This window comes from Corallococcus aberystwythensis (assembly GCF_003612165.1).
Classification (GTDB): Bacteria; Myxococcota; Myxococcia; order Myxococcales; family Myxococcaceae; genus Corallococcus; species Corallococcus aberystwythensis.
Map to the genome: position 1 here is coordinate 1 of NZ_RAWK01000078.1, position 20,491 is coordinate 20,491.

The window sequence follows — 20,491 nt, forward strand, 5'->3', positions numbered from 1 at the left end:
CTCCCCTTCCCGCCCTCGCGCGCGAGGCCGCCCAGGCTCCGGCCGCCGCCCGCCGCCAGCTCGAACGCTGCCGCGACACCTTCGCCTACCTGGGGGCCCGCCTGCGCCGCACGCCTCCCCGCTTCGTCGTCACCTGCGCGCGCGGCAGCTCCGACCATGCGGCCGTCTATGGCAAGTATCTGATTGAAACCACGCTGGGCCGCGCCGTCGCGTCCATGGGCCCCAGTGTCGCGTCCGTCTACAACACGCGCTCCCTGGACCTGCACGACGCGCTCTTCATCGCCGTGTCGCAGTCCGGTCAGAGCCCCGACCTGCTGCGCATGACCGAGGCCGCCCGCGCGGGAGGCGCCGTCGTGCTGGGCTTCATCAACGAGGAAGCCTCGCCCCTGGCGGCGCTGTGCGACGTGCGCATCCCGCTGTCCGCCGGCCCCGAGCACAGCGTCGCGGCCACCAAGTCCTATCTGCTCTCCGGACTCGCGTTCCTCCAACTCGTCGCGCACTGGTCGGACTCCGCGGAGCTGCATGACGCCGCCCGGCGGTTCCCGGATGCACTGGAGGCCGCGGGCAAGCTCGACTGGTGGCCGGCGCTCGCGACGCTCAAGGACGCCAGCAGCCTCTATGTCGTCGGCCGGGGCAGCGGCCTGGGCGCCGCGCTGGAGATGGCCCTCAAGCTCAAGGAGACCTGCCGCATGCACGCGGAGGCCTTCAGCACCGCGGAGGTCCTCCACGGTCCGCTCGGGCTCGTGCGGCCGGGGTTCCCCGTGATCGCGCTGGGTCAGGAGGACAGCGCCGCGCAGGGCACCCGCGACGTCGTGCAGCGCATGGTCGAACTGGGCGCGAGCGTCCACACCGCCCTGCCCGTTTCCGGCGCGCAGCACCTGCCCACGCTGCCGGACCTCCCCGCGGCGCTCGCGCCGCTGTGCCAGGTGCAGAGCTTCTACTTCGCGGTGCACCAGCTCGCGACGGCGCGCGGGCTGGATCCGGATGCGCCCGCGCACCTGCGCAAGGTCACGGAGACCGTGTGATGCCGACGGTCCTTCGGGGGGCTCGCGTCTCCACCAGGGCCCGGTGCCTTGGAGGCCGTGCATTCGTCCCGCAGAAGCTCACGGGAGTCGTGTGATGCCCATGCCCACGGTCCTTCAAGGCGCTCGCGTCTTCACGGGGGACCAGCTCCTCGAAGGACAGGCTGTCGTCCTCGAAGGCCGCACCGTCCTCGCCGTCGTTCCCCACTCCGCGCTCCCCGCCGGCGCCACCGTGCACACGCTGCCCGGTGACACGCTGCTCGCGCCCGGCTTCGTGGACGTGCAGGTCAACGGCGCGGGGGGCGTGCTCTTCAACGACACCCCCACCGGGGAGGCCGCGCTCGCCATCGCCTCCGCCATGCGTGATTGCGGCACCACCGGCCTCCTGCCCACCTTCATCACCGACGACGCCGGCCGCATGCGCGAAGCCTGCGAGGCCGCGCTCACCGCCACCGCACGCCCGGACAGCGGCGTGCTCGGCATCCACCTGGAAGGTCCCTTCATCAGCCGTGAGCGCGCGGGCGTCCACGTGTCTTCGTTCATCCGCACGCCCGACCCTCGCGACCTCGACTACCTCACCGCCCTGCCCCGCCGCTTCGCCGCGCACGGAGGCCGCGTCCTGATGACGCTCGCTCCCGAGTGCGTGGACGACGCCACCCTGCGCCGCCTCTCCACCTCCGGCGTGGTGCTCAGCGCGGGCCACACCGCCGCCACCAGCGAGCGCACCACCCAGGCCCTGCAATCCGGCGTGCGAGGCTTCACCCACTTGTTCAACGCCATGCCTCCGGTGGTGAACCGCCAGCCCGGCCCTGTCGTCGCCGCGCTCACCCATGACGACGCGTGGTGCGGCGTCATCGCGGACGGCGTGCACGTGCACGCGGACAACCTGCGCCTGCTCCTCAAGGTCAAACCGCCGGGCAAGGTGTTCCTCGTCACGGACGCCATGCCGCCCGTCGGCACGCCCGTCACGTCGTTCACCCTCCAGGGCCGCACCATCCTGCGCCGCCATGGCCGCCTGGAGACCGAGGACGGCACGCTCGCGGGCGCGGACATCGACCTCACGGCGGCGGTGCGCTACTGCGTCCACTCGCTCGGGGTGTCACTGGAGGAGGCGCTGCGCATGGCCTCGCTCCATCCCGCGACATTCATGGGACTGCACGGCCACCGGGGCCGCATCGCCCCCGGGCATCGCGCGGACCTCGTGCTGTTGAATCCGGACCTTTCCGTTCACACCACCTGGGTGGGCGGGCAGGCGAAATCCAAAGCCAGCCATTAACCCGGAAAAATGGGGACGTGACTCCTTCCGCGTGTACCGCAGGCGAGGAGAACACGAATGCGTCGTAGCAAGTGGATTGTGGGCCTGGTGGCGTCCGCGCTGACCGTGGCCGGTTGTGGCCAGGAGTCCTTCGCGCCCGAAGCCGAGGGCCCGGGCAGCGTGATGAAGGCGCCGCTGGATGCCGCGTGGGCCGTGGGCGTCGCCTACTCCGTGGGCACGCGCGTCACCTATGAAGGCCGCACCTACCAGTGCCGTCAGGCCCACACGTCCCAGGCGGACTGGACGCCTTCGGCCGTGGCGTCGCTGTGGCTCGACCTGGGTCCGGTGACGGGCGGCGGCGACACCACCGCGCCCGTCGTCACCGCGACGAGCAGCAGGACGAGCGTCACCACCGCGGGCGCCATCACCGTCTCCGGCAGCGCCACGGACGACACGGGCGTGACGAAGATCGAGATCCTGGAGAACGGAAACCTCGTCGCCACCGCGTCCTCCTATACGCGCACCTTCTCCGGCTCCGGGCAGAACGGCACGTACACGTACACCGTGAAGGCGTACGACGCCGCCGGCAACGTGGGCGCCAAGACGGTCACCGTCACCGTGGCCATCCCCTCCACCGGCGACGTCACCGCCCCGGTCGTCACCGCCAGCGCCAGCGCGTCGCGCATCACCGCCGCGGGCTCCGTCACCGTCTCCGGCAGCGCCACCGACGACACGGGCGTGACGAAGATTGAAATCCTGGAGAACGGAACCCTCGTCGCCACCGCGTCGTCGTTCAGCCGCGCGTTCTCCACGTCCGCGCAGAACGGCACGTACACGTACACCGTGAAGGCGTACGACGCGGCCGGCAACGTGGGCACGAAGACCGTGAGCGTCGTGGTGGAGCTGCCCGGCAATCCTCCTCCGGGCGGCAAGCGCATCGTCGGCTACTTCACCGCGTGGGGCATCTACGGCCGCAACTACCAGGTGTCCAACGTCCCGGCGTCGAAGCTCACGCACATCAACTACGCCTTCTCCAACATCTCCCCGGACGGCAAGTGCATCCTCGGGGACCCGTTCGCGGACATCGACAAGGGCTTCGGCTACCCCGGTGAGTGGGACCCCGGCGCGCTGCGCGGCAACTTCCGCGCGTTCAAGGAACTGAAGAAGACGAACCCGAACCTCAAGCTGCTCATCTCCATTGGCGGCTGGTCCTGGTCCAAGTACTTCTCCCAGGTGGCCGCCACCTCCGCCGCGCGCACCGCGTTCGTGAAGTCCTGCGTGGACCTGTACGTGAAGGGCCAGTTCCCCGGCGTCACCCCGGCCAACGGCGTGGGCGTGTTCGACGGCATCGACGTGGACTGGGAGTACCCCACCGGCGGCGGCCTGCCGGACAACATCAGCAGCCCCGCGGACAAGGTGAACTACACGCTGCTCATGCAGGAGTTCCGCACCCAGCTGGCCACCGTGACGGCGCAGACGGGGCAGCCCTACCTGCTCACCATCGCGTCGGGCGCGTCGCCGGACCTGCTCGCCAACAAGCAGGAGACGGTGAAGCTGGCCGGCATCCTCGATTGGATCAACGTGATGTCCTACGACTACCACGGCGCCTTCGAGAGCACGGTCAACTTCCACTCCGCGCTCAACCGCGTGACGGGCGACCCGGGCGCCAACGACGGCTTCTACACGGACGGCTCCATCGCCAAGATGCTCCAGCTGGGCGTGCCCGCCTCCAAGATTGTCCTGGGCGTGCCCTTCTACGGGCGCGGCTGGGGCAACGTGCCCAACGTGAACAACGGCCTGTTCCAGTCCGGCGTCCCCACCAAGGGCACGTGGGATGACGGCCAGTCCGGCCTCACCGGCGTGTTCGACTACAAGGACCTCAAGGCCAACTACGAGCGCGCGGGCTCCGGCTACACGAAGTTCTTCCACCCGGAGAGCAAGCAGGCCTACGTCTACAGCCCGTCCACCAAGGTGTGGGTGGCCTATGACGACCCGGAGAGCCTCGCCGCCAAGTCGGACTACATCCTGGCCAAGGGCCTGGGCGGCGCGATGTTCTGGGAGCTGAGCGGCGACGACGGCGGCCTCGTCAACGCGCTCTACAACAAGCTCCACTGACGCATCCCCCCTTCCGGGGACGCACCCACACCGGGGCCGGCACGGGCACTCCACGCCCGCGCCGGCCCTGTGCGTTTTTCCGCCGTTGCCTCCACGGGCCCACCCCGCCCCACACCGGTCCGGCGTAGAGTGGAACGCGAATTGGTTGCCTGCCCGCCGTCCGGGGCCGCATGCAGGGGAAGGCCGTGACGGGTCCGCCTGTTCACCGCCGTCATCGCCCCCTGCCTGCCCCCGGGCGCCGTCGAACTTCGAGGAGAACGGATGTCGCGTTTCACATCGCTGGCCGCACTTGTCGTGCTCACCTGTCCCGTGCTGGGGCTCGCGAAGCCGAACGCGGACGACCGGGCCCGCGAGTACGCGGCCGAAGCCGTCAAGAGCGCCAACTCGCCGCGCGGCGGCGCCTCCCTGCTGCGGATGCACGCGCTGGTGGATGACGTGGAGGACCTCACCCCGCTGGTGAGCACCTACCAGCAGATCGCCTCCCGCCGCACGTCGGACGCGAACACGCGCACCACCGCGCAGCTGCTGCTCATGGACGCGGAGCGCTCGCGCGGCCGGATGGTGCGCGCCAACGAGGTCCGCCAGTGGCTGGGCTTCGTCAACGACTACTACGTCGTCGGCGGCTTCGAGAACGAGGGCAAGGCCGGCTGCGACACGGACTTCGGTCCGGAGGCCGCCAACCTGGACCTCACCGCGCGCTACCCCGGCGCGAAGGGCCACGAGGCCAGCTGGCGCAAGCTGTCCGTCACGTCCGCGGACGGCTACGTGGACCTGGCCACCGCGGTGCGCCCCAACAAGGAGTCCGTGGCGTACGCGCTCACCTGGCTGGAGGTGCCACAGGACACGCGCGTGGCGCTGGGCCTGGGCACCTCCGGCGGCTACCGCCTGTGGGTGAACGGCCAGCTCGCCTCCAAGGAGGACCGCTACAACCTGCCCCGCCCGGACCAGACGCGCGTGTCGGTGAAGCTCAAGAAGGGCCTCAACCGCGTGCTGGTGAAGGTGTGCCAGGAGTCCGGCCCGCTGGGCTTCTACCTGCGCTCGGAGACGGCCTCCGCCCGCGCCTCGCTGCCCGCCAAGGCCCCCGCCCTGGAGCGCATGCCCGCGCCCGCGCCGCAGCCCCTGCCCACCCTCACCTCCGCGCTGCGCGCGCTGGTGGAGAAGAACCCGGACGACGCGCAGCTGCGCGGCGACTACGCCCAGGTGCTGTCCTTCTTCCGCGCCTATGACGAGCGCGAGCACACCGCCAGCGCCGAGGCCGCGCTCGCGGCGCAGAACGCCCCCAACGACGCGCGGCTTCAAGTATTGGCCGCCAACACCCAGACGGACGACCTCAACGAGCGCCGCCGCTTCCTGGAGGCCGCCGTGAAGGCGGACCCCACCTACGCCCCGGCGCGTCTGGCGCTGGCGGACCATGAGATGGACCGCGGCCACCCGGAGCGCGTGCAGCCGCTGCTCGCGCCCCTCATGGCGGTGGAGGACGGCCGCAACGTGCCGGGCGCGCGCCTGCTGCTCGCCCGCGCGGCGGAAGCCCTGGGCGAGCGCGCCCGGGCGCACGCGCTGGTGGAGGAGGCCTTCCGTCAGCAGCCGCGCGTGCCCCGCGTGGTGCGCGTGGCCGCCGCCGCGTCCCGTCAGGTGGGCCGCGACCAGGAGGCCATGGACCGCATGCGCGTGGTGCTGGCGCTGCGCTACGACGACGCCAACACCCGCCGCCAGCTGGCCTCCATGCTCGCGGACGCGGGCAAGGTGGACGCCGCGGAGCGCGAGTACGCGAAGCTCACCGACCTGAACCCCTTCGACAACGGCAGCCGCGTGCGTCTGGCGGAACTGAAGGCCGCCAACGGCGCCGTGGAGGAGGCCACCGCCCTCTTCACGGAGGCCAAGGCCCTCTCCCCGGACGAGCCGGAGGTGTACGAGCGCGAGGGCCGCGCGCTGCTGGCCGCCGGTCAGCGCGAGCCCGCCCTGGCCGCCTTCGAGAAGTCGCTGGTGCTGCGCCCGCAGAACCCCGGCCTCAAGGAGGCCCTGCGCACGCTCAAGGGCGAGTCCGAGAGCGCGGGCACCCAGTACGTGGTGGACGCGAAGCCCCTGGCCAAGGAGGCCGAGGGCTACATGAACGAGGACGCCCTGTACCTCGTGGACAACACCTACGTGCGCGTGCAGAAGAGCGGCCTGTCCAGCCGCATGCAGCAGATGGCGGTGCGCGTGTACAACCAGCGCGGCGTGGACGCGTTCCGCAGCATCCCCATCACCTACTCGCCGGACCGTCAGGAGGTGCGCGTGCTGCGCGCCCGCGTGACGAAGCCGGACGGCTCCGTGGTGGACAGCTACGGCGACGCGGACCGCAACATCAACGAGCCGTGGACGGGCATGTACTACGACGCCCGCGCGCGCATCCTGTCGTTCCCGTCGCTCTCCGCCGGGGACATGCTGGAGCTCACCTACCGCCTGGATGACACCGCGCAGGACAACCTGCTGTCGGACTACTGGGGCGACGTGGAGAGCGTGCAGGGCACCTACCCGAAGGTGCGCTTCCAGTACGTCGTGGACATGCCCAAGGAGCGGCCGCTGTACTGGAACAAGAGCCGCCTGGCGGGCGTGGAGCAGCAGCAGGAGTCCCCGGAGTCCGGCCGCGCCGTGTACCGCTTCGGCGCGAAGCACGTCTCCAAGGTGGTGCCGGAGCCGGGCATGCCGGGCTGGGCGGAGGTCGCCCAGAACATCCACATCTCCACGTACAAGACGTGGGACCAGGTGGGCCACTACTGGTGGGGCCTGGTGCGGGACCAGCTCCAGCCCAACGCGGAGCTGAAGGCCACGGTGGACCAGGTGCTCACCGGCGTGGACCGCAAGGACCAGCTGGCCGTGGTGCGCGCCATCTACTCGTTCGTCGTCACCAACACCCGCTACGTGGCGCTGGAGTTCGGCATCCACGGCTTCAAGCCGTACCGCGTGGACCGCGTGCTGGCCCGCCGCTTCGGTGACTGCAAGGACAAGGCGAGCCTCATCCACTCCATGCTGAAGGTGGCGGGCGTGGACAGCCGGCTGGTGCTGCTGCGCATGCGCAACCTGGGCTCGCTGGACGCGGAGCCCGCGTCGCTGGCGGCCTTCAACCACGCCATCGCGTACGTGCCCAAGTTCGACCTGTACCTGGACGGCACCGCGGAGTTCCACGGCGCCAAGGAGCTTCCCTCCGCGGACCGCGTGGCGAACGTGCTGGTGGTGGACCCCAACGGGACGAGCAACTTCCTCACCACGCCGGAAGCGAAGGCGGAAGACAACAAGACGACGCTGGCCATGGACGTGGCGCTGCGCCCGGACGGCGGCGCGGACGTGAAGGGCCAGAGCAGCGTGGCCGGCCAGACCGCGCCGGAGTACCGCCGCGCCTACCGCCCGGAGTCCACGCGCAAGTCCACCTTCGAGCGTGCGTGGGCGCAGAGCTTCCCCGGCCTCACCGTGCGCGAGGTGAAGCTCAGCGACACCACCCGCCTGGATGACGACGTGTCGCTCGACTTCAACATGGGCATCCCGCGCTACGCGGAGGTGCTGCCCGGCGGCAGCCTGCGCTTCCTGCCCTTCGGCACGGGGCGCACCTATCAGCAGGCGTACGCGTCGCTCGCCGAGCGCCGCTTCGACCTGGTGATGCAGAGCCCCTGGGTGAACACCTTCAAGCTGCGCTACACGCTGCCTGGCGGCTACACCGTGGCGGAGCTGCCCCAGGCCGTGGAGGAGACCACCCCGTTCGGCCACGTGAAGCTCAGCTACCGCGTGGAGAACGGCGCGCTCATCGCCGACGGCGAGGTGGCCCTCTCCGTCGCCCGCATCAAGGCGGACGAGTACCCCCAGTTCCGTGAGTTCCTGGGCCGGGTGGACCGCGCCTTCGGCCGCCGCGTCCTGCTCCAGGGGCCGGGGCAGAAGACGGCTTCGCGGTAATCGCGAACACTCGCGGCGCCTGCCTGGCGCCGCTTCGCACGGAGGGCTTGACCCGGACGCGGCCCTCCGTGCTTAAGCAGATGCATGCACCGTGCACGCGCGCTCGTCCTTGGCTGCCTGCTGGTGGCGGGGGCCGCCACCGCCGCTCCCGTCGTCCAGCTTCCCGAAGGGGGACGGGCGGTGGAGGTCATCCCCAAGGGCGTGCTGTGCGGCCCCGTGCGCGGCGGCTGGGTGCTGGAGGGCCGCACGCTCAAGCCGCCCCCGCGCGCGGATGACGCCACCCGCACGCTGGAGCTGAAGGTCGCCGCGGACGAGGCCTCCTGCGCCACGGCCACCGACACCGTGGTGGTGGTGGCCACCGGGCCCTTCCCCCGCATCGACAGTGCCTCCACCACGTTCTACCCGGACGACGGGCGCCTGGAGCTCAAGGGCACCGGCCTGAAGAACGTGGCCATCGTCTGGTCCGGGACGCCCCGGGGCGTGGATCCGAAGACGGCCTCCCTGGACGGACAGGACGTCTGCCTGGAGCCCAACAGCCCCTCCGAGTGCGCCGTCCCGCTGGCGCCCGGCCTGCCCACGGACGCGGCCCTGTCATGGGTGCCCGCCTACGGCCGCAGGGGCGCGGACGTGACGACGTACGACGCCAACGGGCGCTTCCTGGACGACGAGTACTTCCGCCTGCGCCCCGGCCGCACCGTGCTCACGCGGCCCCTGGTGCAGTCCTCCGGCGTGGACCTGTCCAAGGGCCCCGGCTACGCGGCGGTGACGCACTCGGAGGCGGTCGCGTCCGTGGACTGCGGCACCGCGCGCTGCGAGGTGACGGAGGGCGCGGTGTCCATCCGCAACGTGCCGGGGCTGAACCCCACGGTGACGCTGCGTCTGCGGCTGGTGCCGCGCGTGTTCTTCGCGAAGGGGGACGCGCTGGAGACGTCCATGTCGGAGACGCTGCCCGTGCTCGCGTGTCCGCTGTCCGCGGTGGAGGGCACGGTGCTGCGCGACGCGGAGGACTCCGGGCTGGTGATGCGCCTGGACCCCGCCTGCGCGCACGACCCGCGCGGCCTCTTGTGGACGGTGAACGGCGCGCGCGTGCGCGTGGAGCGCGTGGTGAAGGCGCAGGACGGCACCTACGTGCTCTTGCGCACCAGCGGCACCAACGAGCCGCAGGTGACCGTCACCGCCATCACGTCGCGCGTGGACGGCACGGTGGTGGCGTCGGAGACGGTGGACACGAAGCCCGTGCCGGACCCTCGCGCGACGCTGGAATTGCCCGGCCACGGCACCATCGACTTCGTGCCCACCAACCGCCCGGCGGAGGTGACGGTGGCCTCCAACGGCGGCCTGGGCCGCTTCATGCTGCGCCCGCTGGGTGGGGCGTACACCGTGACGGTGCGGGAGTCCGCCACGCTCGTCCAGGGCGAGGCCACCGCGGGCGGCTTCGTGTCGCTGCGCTTCGGCTACCGGCTGCCCACACTGCCGGCGGAGCTGGCCACGTCCGACCTGTTCCTCACCAGCGAGCGCGTGCAGCGCGCGGTGCGCGAGGCCAGCGTGCCCACCAACGTGGAGAGCCTGGTGGAGTTCATCTGCGCGGACAAGGAGGGCAACGACGAGAAGCTCACGCCCAGCCGCCCGCACCGGGTGGACTACGCCATGCGCAACACCTGCCGCGTCATCATCCACCGCGAGCGCCTCACGCTGGAGGAGGGCAACCAGGAGATCACCCTGCGCGTCACCGTGACGAAGTCGGACGGCTCCGTGCGCGGTGAGAGCAGCGTGGATCAGCGCCTGTTCCTGCGCCCCAAGGGGGAGGTCCGCGTCATCCCCGTGCAGGGCAACCTGGGCCAGTACGACCGCATCCTCGTGCAGGTGGCGCACGTCGCGGATGAGTCCCGCTACGCCCTCTCCACGGTGGACCGCACGGGCCTGCCGTCCGCGCAGTGGACCGCCATCGTGCGCGGCGGCATGTTCCGCCTCTACACCATGGCCACCATCCCCGCGGGCCTCTACCGCGCGACGCAGCCCACGGGACAGCTGGCCATCAACTTCGGCGTGCTGTCGCGCCTGGCGCTGCTCAACAACGAGGGCCAGGAGCGCCTCCTGGGCATCGAGATGGGCTTGATGGGCTTGGGCCTGGTGCCGCAGTCCGGCGACATCCAGTTCCCGCCCACGCTCGCGGCCGTGCTGGGGCTGGGCCTGCGGGTGCCCATCGGCCCGGGCGCGGCGGTGGGTGCCAACGCATGGATTGCCCGCGAGTTCCGGGGCGACATCACCCGGCGCACCAGCGGCGACCCGAACACCGACACCGTGGTGCCCTCCAGCAAGTGGTCCTTCATCTTCGGCCCCAGCATCTCCGTGGGCAACGTGGGCTTCAACCTGTGAGGCGCTACTTCCCGAGCAGCCCCTTCAACAGCTGACGCACCCCGGGCGGCCCCTCCACGCGGTACCCCGCGCGCGTGTCCTTGTTGCCCGCGTGCACGGCGATGCCGCCGGGGGGCACCGCCGCGAAGAGGTCCTCGTCGGTGACGTCGTCGCCCAGGGCCAGCACGCGCACGTCCGGCCCCTCCTGCTTGAGCACCTCCGGCACGACGCGGCCCTTGTTGACGCCCTTGGGCCGCACCTCCACCACCCGGTCCCCGGGCAGGATGTGCATGGGCTCCTGGGAGAACTGCTCGAAGAGCAGCAGGCGCAGCTCGCGCGCCTGGAGCGCGCCGAACTCCGCGTCCACCTTGCGGTAGTGCCACGCGAGCGACGCCGTCTTCTCCTCCACGAATGAGCCCGTCACCCGCGCCGCGAACGCGTCCAGCACGGCCTTCACCTTCGGCTTCCACTCGAAGGACACGCCCGGCAGCGCCTGCCACGGCTGCCCCCGCCGCATGCGCGACCACAGGCCGTGCTCCGCGTGCAGGCCCACGGGCAGCTCGCCGAACCACGCCTCCAGCGTCTCGCGCGGACGGCCGCTCACGATGTGCACGGACAGGTCCGGCCGGGCGCAGAGCTCCTGGAGCAGCGTCATCAGCTCCGCGTCCGGCGCGGCCAGCTCCGGCGTGGGGGCGAAGCCCACCAGCGTGCCGTCGTAGTCCAGGAACAGCACCTTCCTGCCCAGCCCCTTCAGCGTGTCCAGGGCGGCCATGCCGTCCGGCAGCGGCGGCTTCTCCGCCTGGGAGGGCAGACCCTGGAGCCGGTCCAGGAAGCTGGCCACCCACCAGTGCACGTCGCGCGCCTTCACGCCCGCGCGCAGACCGCGCATGCGCGCCTGACGCTCGGGCTGGGGCATCTTGAGCGCCTGCTCGATGGCGTCCGCCATGTCCTCCACGTCGTAGGGGTTCACCAGCAGCGCGTCGCGCATCTCCGCCGCCGCGCCCGCGAACTCGCTGAGCACGAGCACGCCGTCCTCGTCAGGACGGGCCGCGCAGAACTCCTTGGCCACCAGGTTCATGCCGTCGCGCACGGGCGTCACCAGCATCACGTCCGCGCCCCGGTAGAGGCTGACCAGCTGCTTCTCGTTGAGGGAGCGGTAGAGGTAGTGCACGGGCGTGCTGTGCACGGTGCCGTAGAGGCCGTTGATGCGGCCCACCAATTCATCCACCGTCTCGCGGTACTCGGCATAGGCCTGCACCTGCGTGCGGCTGGGCACGGCCACCTGGATGAAGCGCAGGCGCCCGCGCAGGGACGGGTCGCGCTCCAGCACGCGCTGCACCGCGAGCAGGCGCCGGGGGATGCCCTTCGTGTAGTCCAGCCGGTCGATGCCCACGAGCAGCCGCTCGCCCTGGGCACGCCCGTGCAGCGTCTTCACCTCGTCCAGCACCGCGGGCTCCTGCGCCAGCGACTCGAAGGCGGCGGAGTCGATGCCCATGGGGAAGGCGCCCACGCGCACCTCGCGCCCCTGGAAGAGGACGCGGTCGATGTTCGTGTCCAGCCCCAGGTGCCTGAGCAGCGTGCCGGAGAAGTGCCGCACGTAGCTCACCGTGTGGAAGCCGATGAGGTCCGCGCCCAGCAGTCCCTCCAGCAGCTCCGCGCGCCGGGGCAGCGTGCTGAAGATTTCCGACGACGGGAACGGGATGTGGTGGAAGTAGCCGATGCGCGCCTGGGGCAGGCGCTTGCGCAGCATCCCGGGCACCAGCATGAGCTGGTAGTCGTGCACCCAGATGGTGTCGCCCGGCTGGTAGTGCTTCGCGGCCAGGTCGGCGAAGCGCTCGTTCGCCTTGCGGTACGCGTCCCAGTCCCGGTCCTGCCGGGGGACGCGGTCCAGCATGTAGTGGCACAGCGGCCAGAGCACCCGGTTGGAGTAGCCCTCGTAGAAGCGGCTGACCTCGCTGGCGGACAGGTACAGCGGCACGCAGCGCAGGTCCGACAGCTGCTTCTCCACCTGCGTGCGCTGGGCGTCCGTCAGCCGGGAGACATCTCCGGGCCAGCCGATCCACAGGCCTCCAGAGCGCTCATGCGGGCGGCTGAGCCCGGTGGCGAGCCCTCCGGCGCTGCGCCCCACGGAGACGGCATCCTTCTCCGCCTTGACGGTGACGGGAAGACGGTTCGAAACGAGCAGGAGTCGAGCCATAGACCCACTAGCTCTATTCACCCCTTCCGGGAATGGCTACCACCTTGTGTGCCTGGCTGACGTTTGAAGGCCCCTGGCCTGCCCGGGACCAGCCGAGCCTGTTGAGCAGCGCGGGTTCCTTGCCGGCCTTCCAGATGAACGCGTCCAGCACGTAGTGCGTGGCCTGCGGCAGCGCAAGCAGTGGCACCACGAGCGCCAGCACATCGGCCTCAAGGGCAGGTCCACCGTCGCCGAACAACACCGGGCGGTCGTGCCACACCAGCACGTCCCACAGCCCCTCCTCCAACAGCGCCAGCACCCCGAGGAACAGCAGGAAGCCCGGCAGCCCCGCGCGCAGGAGCACGCCCAGGCCGCCGAAGCCCCCTTCCGCGTGGCGCCCGCGTGCGTAGCGGAACAGGAGCGCGAAGTACGGCACGCCGTGCAGCACCACGTTCATCACGGTGAAGGCGAAGTCGTCCCGCGCCAGCACGATGCCGCCAAACCACGCCACCCACGTGGCCGCCACCAGCAGCACCTTGCCGGCCTGCACGCCCTCCCCTCGCGCGATGCGCAAGCCCTGGTGGCCCGCCCACAGCGTGAGCACCGCCGCGTGCGCGCCCAGCGCCACGGTGCCCGCCCACGCGGGGAGCCCGGCGAGGAAGTCGTTCTCCACGAACCACCAGAAGCCGCGGGGCAGGTTCGCGTGCCACCAGACGACGGGGCCCAGCGTGGCGGCGTAGACGGCCGCCGCGTCCAGGCGCCGCTCGAAGGCGGACGCGCGCGCCTTGCGGTCGTAGAGCGCCACCCAGCCGTACTGCTGGCGGATGAAGTGGAACAGCGCCACGTACGCGAACAGGCTCCAGAACACGCCCGGGGCGGCCATGTACGCGAAGACCCCCACCCCGTACGCGGCCAGCGGCGCGCCCACGTAGAGGCCCGGGCGGCGCGACACCTCCTCGCCGTCCAGGTACGTGCGGAACAGCGTGGACCAGACGTGCGCCACGTCCACGCCCACCACGAACAGGAGCCACGCCCACGCGGGGGTGTCCCCCACCGCGCCCAGCCACGGCGAGGCCAGCACGAAGGCCACGGACACGAGCGCGCTGCCGGCGAACACGGTGAGGTCCACGCCACGGCCGAACAGCCAGGCCTGCGCGGGCGAGAGGAGACGGGGCATCGGGAGCCCCAGGATAGCAAGCCCGGGCCCCTCCATGGTCACGCCTCACCCACCTGACTTCCCCGGTATCCAATCAATCCTTCGCATTTGAGCAGGGATTGAGGCGCCAACGGCTCTCACAGGGGCCAGGACCAGGCGTGCGTGTGATTCCACGGAGGCAACACGTTAGGCTTTGCCCTCGGCGCGCCCTCCTTCCCGGCGGTTTCACCCTGGAGGGGCGCCTCTCCACACCATGCGCCACGCCTCACCGGCTCCGGTCCTCCGGAACGCGTCGTCCTCCGTGCTGCTCTGCCTCCTCCTCGCCGCGCTCCCTGCTTCGGGAGCCGAACGCGCGCTGCCGTGGGAGGGGCCGGCCTTCACCGCCTCCGCCTCCGCCATGGCCGCCAGCGCCTCGAAGCTGCCCGCGCCCGCCGGGGGCGGCGACGTGGAGGTGCTCCTGCGGGAGGGGAGCTACCAGGAGCTGGGGCCCCACCGCTGGCGGACCACCCACCGCAACGTCGTGCGCATCCTCACTGCCGCGGGCGTGCGCGCGTTCGCCGAGGCCCGCGCGGAGTGGTCCCCCTGGCGCCAGCAGCGCCCCGCCCTGCGCGCGCGCGTCATCACGCCGGACGGCAGGGAGCACCCGCTGGATGAGGCGACGCTGCACGACGCGCCGGTGGAGGACGCGGCGCCGGACCTCTACAGCGACACCCGGGCGCTGCGCGCGCCGCTGCCCGCGCTGCGGCCGGGCAGCGTCGTGGAGCTGGAGTCCGTGGTGGAGGACACGCAGGCGTTCTTCGACGCGGGCGTCGTCACGCACTTCTACTTCGCCAGCCCCGTGCCCGTGCGCAAGGTGCGCCTGGCCATCGACGTGGCCCCCAGCACCCAGCTCGCGCTGCGCGTCCAGGGGCTGCCGCTGGAGCCGCTGCCGCAGCACCAGTCCGACCGCAAGCGGCTGTCCTTCGAGGGCGGCCCCTACGCCGCCCTGACGCCCCTGGAGGCGGACGGGCCCGCGGGCCAGGCCTTCCAGCCGCACGTGGCCTTCTCCACGGGCCGCTCCTGGAACGAGGTGGCCCGGGCCTATGACACCATCGTGGAGACGCAGCTGGACGGCGCGGCGCTCCAGGCCCGGGCGCGCGCGCTCGCGAAGGGGTCCAAGGACCGCCGCGTCGTCGCGCAGCGGCTGCTGGAGGAGGTGCGGGAGTCGGTGCGCTACACGGGCCTGGAGTTCGGCGCCGCCGCCATCGTCCCCGCCCCGCCGAAGCAGGTGCTCGCGCGCCAGTATGGCGACTGCAAGGAGATGTCCACGCTGCTCGTGGGCCTCTTGCGCGGCGCGGGCATTCCCGCCCACGTGGCGCTGGTGCGCTCCGGGCGCGAGGACGTGCCGGAGCTGCCGGGCATGGGCTTCTTCAACCACGCCATCGTCCACGTGCCCGGCACGCCCGCCCTGTGGATCGACCCCACGGACCCCGGCGCGGAGGCGGGCATGCTCGCCCCGGAGCTTCAGGGGCGCCACGCGCTGGTGGCCGCGCAGGACACCCAGGGGCTCACCGTCATCGACGAGGCGCCCGCGGCGGCCAACACCGCCGTCTTCACCCGCACCGTGGAGCTGTCCGACGAGGGACCGGCCCGCGTGAAGGAGACGCGCGAGCTGTCGGGCTCGCTGGCGGTGCAGTACCGCCGCATGCTGCGCGCGGTGCGGCCGGACGACCTGCGCCGCAACCTGGAGGCGCTCGCCACCGGGCAGTACCAGGGCACCCTGGAGGGGATGAAGCACACGTCGCTGGAGGAGGGCACCGGCCCCTTCCGGCTGGAGCTGGACGTCGCGTCCGCGCGCTTCGCCACCACGGGCTGGCGCAGCGTGCGGGTCCCCCTTCGCGTCGACTCTCCCCTGGCGTGGCTGCCGGACTCGCTGGACGACGTGCGGGAGCTGCTGCCGGATGAGCTGGGCCGCAAGCCCGCGCTGCCCACGAAGCGCAAGTCGGACCTGGTGCTGCCGGTGGCCTACCGCGCGGAGGTGCGCTACCGCCTGCGTCCGCCGCAGGGCTTCGGCGTGCGGACCGTGCCCCGCGACGAGACGCTGTCCCTGGGCCCCGCCACGCTCGCGCTGGGCTACACGCGCGAGTCCGACGGCGGCCTCACCGCCACCTTCCGCTTCGACACCGTGAAGCGCCGCTACACGCCCGAAGAGGTGACGGCGTTCCGCACCGCGCTGGCCACGTTCGCGCGCCGGGCGGCGGTGGAGGTGGAGCTCGAGGACCGGGGCGCGCGGCTGGTGGAGGCCGGCCGGGTGAAGGACGGCCTGGACCTCTATGAGAAGCGGCTCACGTCCCGCGCGGACTCGGCGCAGGTGCGCGCGCGCTATGCCGGCACGCTCTTGCGGCTGGGCTTTGGCGAACAGGCCCGCGCCGAGGCGCGCCGGGCGGTGGAGCAGCAGCCGTCCTCACCGCTGGTCCACCACGTGCTCGCGTGGGTCCTGCAGCATGACCTCCAGGGTCAGCGGCTGCGGCCGGGCGCGGACCTGGAGGGCGCGGTGGCGTCCTGCCGCAAGGCCATCGCGCTGGAGCCGGACAGCGTCGCCGCGAACGCGCTCCTGGCGGACCTGCTGGAGCACAACCGCGAAGGCGAGCACTTCGGCCGGGGCGCGCCGCTCACCGAGGCGGTGGCCACGTGGCGCCACCTGCGCGACGACCTGCGCGCGCAGGACGTGGACGACCGGCTCATCGCGGCGCTGTTCCGCTCGGGCGCCACCGCCGAGGCGCTGGAGGCCGCGCGCGCCGCGGCCCCCTCCGAGCTGCGGGCGAAGGTGCTGGTGATGACCACCGCGGAGCGCCAGGGCGTGGCGGAGGCCATCGCGGAGGCGGACCGCGAGTTCGAGGGGCCGGACGCGCGCCGTCAGGCGCTGGCGCTCGCGGGCAACCACCTGCTCACGCGCGGCCGCGCGGACGTGGCGGTGAAGCTCTTCGAGGCGGCGCTCAAGAACGCCTACGACCCGGACCGCCAGTTCCAGCTGGAGCTGGCGAAGAACGCCCGCGACGGCAAGAACGCGAAGAAGGAGGAGAAGGGACCGGAGGCGCTGGTGCGCCGCATCGTCAAGGCGGCCTGGACGTCGCGCGACGTGAAGGACTTCAAGGCCGCCATCCGTCCCTTCATGTCCAACCGCGACCGGGAGGACAGCACCCTGGCCCGGAAGCTGGAGCTGCTCCACGCGCAGGCCACGCGCTTCTCGCGGACCTCGCTGGACACCGTGGGCGAGTCCTCCATGGCGGACCTGGCGGTGGCGGCGCTCGACCTCAAGGCGGAGGGCCAGGAGAAGATCGGCTACCGGGTGCGGCTGAAGTTCCTGCTGGGCGCGCAGGTGTACGAGGACGCCTGGTACATCGTGACGGAGAGCAACCAGCTGCGCCTGCTGGGTTCAGTGACGGATCCCCGCCCGCTGGGCGCGGAGGCGCTGCGGTGGCTGGACGCGGGCCGTCTCAAGGAGGCCCTGGTGTGGATTGGCTGGGCCGTGGCGGACACCCGCGCGGTGGCGCCGGAGGGCCTGTCCCCCCTGGCCTCCTTCGCGAACACGCTGCGGGGCTTCTCCGGGGCTGAGGGCGTGACGCACCTGCGTGCCGCGTGCGCCTACCTGGGCGCCAGCACCGGCGACGCGCGCGTGCTCGCCGCGCTGCGGGCCCAGGCCCAGTACGCCTCCGGTGAGGAGCGGCACCGGCTGATGATGGCGCTGGCGGTGGCCCTGCGCGCGAACGGCCGCGACCCGGGCGCGGAGGTCATCCTGGACGAGGTGCGCTCGGACGTGCCGCAGTCCGCGGACGCCTTCTGGCTCAAGCGCGAGATGCTCTCAGAGCGGGGCCGGTGGGCGGAGCTGCGCCAGGTGGCCGAAAGCCGGCTCGCGGTGCTGCACACCGACAGCCTGGGCCTGGAGTCGCTGATGGTGGCCTCCCTGAACCAGGGCAACTGGGCGGGCCTGGAGGAAGCCACGCGCGAGCTGATGGACGTGGGGGGCGCGGGAGCGGACGCCTACCGGACCCTGGCCTGGGCGGCGCTGCACCGCGGCCGGGTGACGTCCCAGGACATCGCGTGGGCCCAGAAGGCCGTGCACCTGGGCGTGGAAGGAGACACGAAGCCCACCGCCCTGCTCGCCGCGCTGCTGGTGGAGTCCGGCAAGCTGGTGGAGGCGCGCAAGCTGGTGGACGACGCCATGGAAGAGGCCAGCGCGGACGCCTCGACGGACGCGGGCCTCCTCTACGCGAAGGCCCGGCTGGCGGAGGCCTTCGGGTTGGCGGAGGCGGCCCGGGGGCTCTACCGCGCCGTGCCCCGCGACGACACCTCCGACGCGCGCTCGTTCCACCGGCTGGCCCAGGCGCGCCTCCACCGCGGCCGGGGAGCAGCCCCCATCACCTCCGCGGCACGGACCGAGTGAGCGGCCCGCTCACGGCCACTCCGTGAAGCCCACCCGCCCTTGCGGTTTCCCACAGGGGTCCGCAATCACCGCCCGTTCTGCGTGATCAGAAAATACGGCCTGCAACGGCCCTGGCGGACAGCCGCCATGGAATCTTCCTCACACAAAGGTACGCGTCAAAGACAACAACCCGACACGTGTGACTAACTTGCAAGGATTTCCTTATTGGGCGTTATCATGGCTGACGACACACAGACGCAACGCTGAGTGAGGAGGCTGTCATGTCCGGAATGGCGATGATGAATGGCCTGGTGCACACCGCGGATCTCGAGTGGAAGCCACTCGGTCCTGGAACCTCCTACCGGCTGTTGCGCGTGAGCGCGGAGACGGGCGTCTGGAGCGCCATCCTGAAGATGGAGAAGGGCGCCGTCTTCGCGCCGCACAAGCACCTGGGCCCCGCGGAGATCTTCATCCTCTCCGGTTCGACGCAGGACCGCCTGGGCATCACCCGCGCGGGCGACTACGAGTTCGAGCCGCTGGGCGCCGAGCACCCCTCCACCACCGCGCTGGAGGAGTCGCTCATCCACTTCACCGCGCACGGCCCCATCGCGTTCCACGACGACAAGGGCCGCATCGTGATGCTGCTGGACTCGGAGTTCTTCCTGAAGGCGCAGGCGGAAGAGCCGCAGTACAGCCTCAAGAAGGCGGCCTGACGCACCGCCGTGTTGTGTTTCACACGTCGGGTGTCTGACATTGACACCCGACGTCAGGGCAGGCGGCCCTGTATCAGGCCGCCTCCAGCAGGCGCAGGAAGGCCCGGGCGGCGTCGGCGTCGCTGATGCCCTGGAGCCCCTCGCTCACCTGCAGCTCCGTGGACACGACGCCGGGCACGCGCGTCTGTCCGAAGCCTCCCGCCACCCAGACCCGGTCCTCCCGCGCGATGCGGTCTCGCTGGCGGTTGTAGGCCTGCGGTGAGCCGCGCAGGAACACGTGGAACATGTTCGTCTGCACGGGCTGCGGCAGCACCGTGACGCGTGCGTCCGCCGCGATGAGCGCGGTGAGCGTCTTGGCGCGCTTCACGTAGCCGGGGATGGCGGCCAGCGCCGCGTCGAAGCGCATGGCGGCGGAGGCCACCAGCGGGGCCAGGTGGTACAGGTTGCCGCCGTGCCGGTGGCGCCACACGCGCGACTCCTGGATGAAGTCCCGGCTGCCCACCAGCATGGCGCCGCCAATGCCGCCCACCATCTTGTAGAAGGACACGTAGACGGAGTCGAAGCCCTTGCAGACCTCCGCGTAGGAGCGGCCATAGAAGGGCTGGCTCTCCCAGAGCCGCGCGCCGTCCATGTGCAGCTTCACCTTCTTGTCGCGGCAGGTGCGCTTGAGCTCGTTGAGCTGCTCCCACGTCTGGAGCTGTCCGCCCAGCCAGCGCACCGGCAGCTCCACGCTGACGGAGCCCAGCACGTCACGGGACTGGGCCACGTCCTCCGCCAGCAGGGGCCGCGTCCACGGGCCCAGGTTCACCGCGCGCAGCTGGTGCAGCACGGAGTAGGCGTCGTCCTCGTGCAGCACGTGGTGCGACGACGGGTGCACGCCCACCGTGCGCACGTTGCTTGCGTCCGCGTAGATGCGCAGCGCGATGAGCTGCGCCATGGTGCCCGTGGGCATGAAGCACGCGTCCTCGAAGCCCAGCAGGTCCGCCACCTTCTTCTCGAAGGCCTGCACGAAGTCGCCGTTGCCGTAGACGTCGCTGGACACCTTCTGGCGCTGCATCCACTCGCCAATGCGCACGAACTCCGCGCCGTCGCCGGACGTGGAGCGCACGGGCAGGGACGCGGTGCAGCCCTGCCGCAGCTGTTCGTACTCGGCCGCCGAAACCGCCGGGCCCGCCGTGCCTGGCTTGGGAGCCGCCTGCGCCGCGGGGACACCCGCGAGCCCCGGTGACTTGACGGTGCGCAGGGACGGCGTGCCCCCGTCCGGAGCCGCCTCACCCCGTCCCGGGAACAGCGTGGAGCCCGCGAGCAGGCTGGTGAGTGCGAGGAACTCCGCCCGGCTGAAGCGACTGTCCGTCATGTGCCCTTCCCTCCCG

General features: G+C 71.6%; 10 protein-coding genes. 7 read left to right on the top strand and 3 right to left on the bottom strand.

Features of this window, described 5'->3' with window-relative positions; all coding sequences use genetic code 11:
* The 5 genes from D7W81_RS14790 to D7W81_RS14810 form a co-directional block, all read left to right on the top strand.
* Positions 1 to 1,025: SIS domain-containing protein (locus D7W81_RS14790; RefSeq protein ID WP_147445489.1), on the top strand; the 1,025-nt coding region annotated here is incomplete at its 5' end.
* A gap of 94 nt (positions 1,026 to 1,119) precedes the next feature.
* Positions 1,120 to 2,298, top strand: coding sequence for an N-acetylglucosamine-6-phosphate deacetylase (gene nagA / locus D7W81_RS14795; protein WP_244227217.1), 1,179 nt, complete (start codon positions 1,120 to 1,122; stop codon positions 2,296 to 2,298).
* A gap of 57 nt (positions 2,299 to 2,355) precedes the next feature.
* Positions 2,356 to 4,392, top strand: coding sequence for a glycosyl hydrolase family 18 protein (locus D7W81_RS14800; protein WP_120556017.1), 2,037 nt, complete (start codon positions 2,356 to 2,358; stop codon positions 4,390 to 4,392).
* 261 nt (positions 4,393 to 4,653) lie between these two features.
* Positions 4,654 to 8,316: a DUF3857 domain-containing protein gene (locus tag D7W81_RS14805; protein WP_120556018.1), complete on the top strand. Its 3,663-nt coding sequence runs from the start codon at positions 4,654 to 4,656 to the stop codon at positions 8,314 to 8,316.
* A gap of 84 nt (positions 8,317 to 8,400) precedes the next feature.
* On the top strand, positions 8,401 to 10,692 hold the full coding sequence (locus D7W81_RS14810) for a hypothetical protein (protein ID WP_208721307.1): 2,292 nt from the start codon (positions 8,401 to 8,403) through the stop codon (positions 10,690 to 10,692).
* Positions 10,693 to 10,696: 4 nt separating this feature from the next.
* Here the strand turns inward: D7W81_RS14810 and D7W81_RS14815 are convergent, their stop codons facing one another.
* Together D7W81_RS14815 and D7W81_RS14820 are read right to left on the bottom strand one after the other, a co-directional pair.
* Positions 10,697 to 12,868: a bifunctional alpha,alpha-trehalose-phosphate synthase (UDP-forming)/trehalose-phosphatase gene (locus D7W81_RS14815; protein WP_120556019.1), complete on the bottom strand. Its 2,172-nt coding sequence runs from the start codon at positions 12,866 to 12,868 to the stop codon at positions 10,697 to 10,699.
* Between the two features lie 13 nt (positions 12,869 to 12,881).
* Positions 12,882 to 14,024, bottom strand: coding sequence for a hypothetical protein (locus D7W81_RS14820; RefSeq protein ID WP_120556020.1), 1,143 nt, complete (start codon positions 14,022 to 14,024; stop codon positions 12,882 to 12,884).
* Positions 14,025 to 14,256: 232 nt separating this feature from the next.
* On the opposite strand from D7W81_RS14820, the gene D7W81_RS14825 reads away from it, so the two are divergent.
* Together D7W81_RS14825 and D7W81_RS14830 are read left to right on the top strand one after the other, a co-directional pair.
* Positions 14,257 to 18,426, top strand: coding sequence for a transglutaminase family protein (locus D7W81_RS14825; RefSeq protein WP_120556021.1), 4,170 nt, complete (start codon positions 14,257 to 14,259; stop codon positions 18,424 to 18,426).
* Between the two features lie 260 nt (positions 18,427 to 18,686).
* The gene (locus tag D7W81_RS14830) at positions 18,687 to 19,118 is read left to right on the top strand and encodes a cupin domain-containing protein (RefSeq protein WP_120556022.1); all 432 of its coding nucleotides are present in this window, start codon (positions 18,687 to 18,689) and stop codon (positions 19,116 to 19,118) included.
* Between the two features lie 73 nt (positions 19,119 to 19,191).
* Here the strand turns inward: D7W81_RS14830 and D7W81_RS14835 are convergent, their stop codons facing one another.
* Complete coding sequence (locus D7W81_RS14835; RefSeq protein WP_120556023.1) at positions 19,192 to 20,475, bottom strand: threonine aldolase family protein; 1,284 nt, start codon at positions 20,473 to 20,475, stop codon at positions 19,192 to 19,194.
* Between the last annotated feature and the right edge of the window lie 16 nt (positions 20,476 to 20,491).

Bases quoted from the DNA above. Each gene is read 5' to 3' on its own strand.
- D7W81_RS14825 (WP_120556021.1), top strand. From the start codon at position 14,257: ATGCGCCACGCCTCACCGGCTCCGGTCCTCCGGAACGCGTCGTCCTCC.
- D7W81_RS14800 (WP_120556017.1), top strand. From the start codon at position 2,356: ATGCGTCGTAGCAAGTGGATTGTGGGCCTGGTGGCGTCCGCGCTGACC.
- D7W81_RS14805 (WP_120556018.1), top strand. From the start codon at position 4,654: ATGTCGCGTTTCACATCGCTGGCCGCACTTGTCGTGCTCACCTGTCCC.
- D7W81_RS14835 (WP_120556023.1), bottom strand. From the start codon at position 20,475: ATGACGGACAGTCGCTTCAGCCGGGCGGAGTTCCTCGCACTCACCAGC.
- D7W81_RS14830 (WP_120556022.1), top strand. From the start codon at position 18,687: ATGTCCGGAATGGCGATGATGAATGGCCTGGTGCACACCGCGGATCTC.
- D7W81_RS14820 (WP_120556020.1), bottom strand. From the start codon at position 14,024: ATGCCCCGTCTCCTCTCGCCCGCGCAGGCCTGGCTGTTCGGCCGTGGC.
- nagA (WP_244227217.1), top strand. From the start codon at position 1,120: ATGCCCATGCCCACGGTCCTTCAAGGCGCTCGCGTCTTCACGGGGGAC.
- D7W81_RS14810 (WP_208721307.1), top strand. From the start codon at position 8,401: ATGCACCGTGCACGCGCGCTCGTCCTTGGCTGCCTGCTGGTGGCGGGG.
- D7W81_RS14815 (WP_120556019.1), bottom strand. From the start codon at position 12,868: ATGGCTCGACTCCTGCTCGTTTCGAACCGTCTTCCCGTCACCGTCAAG.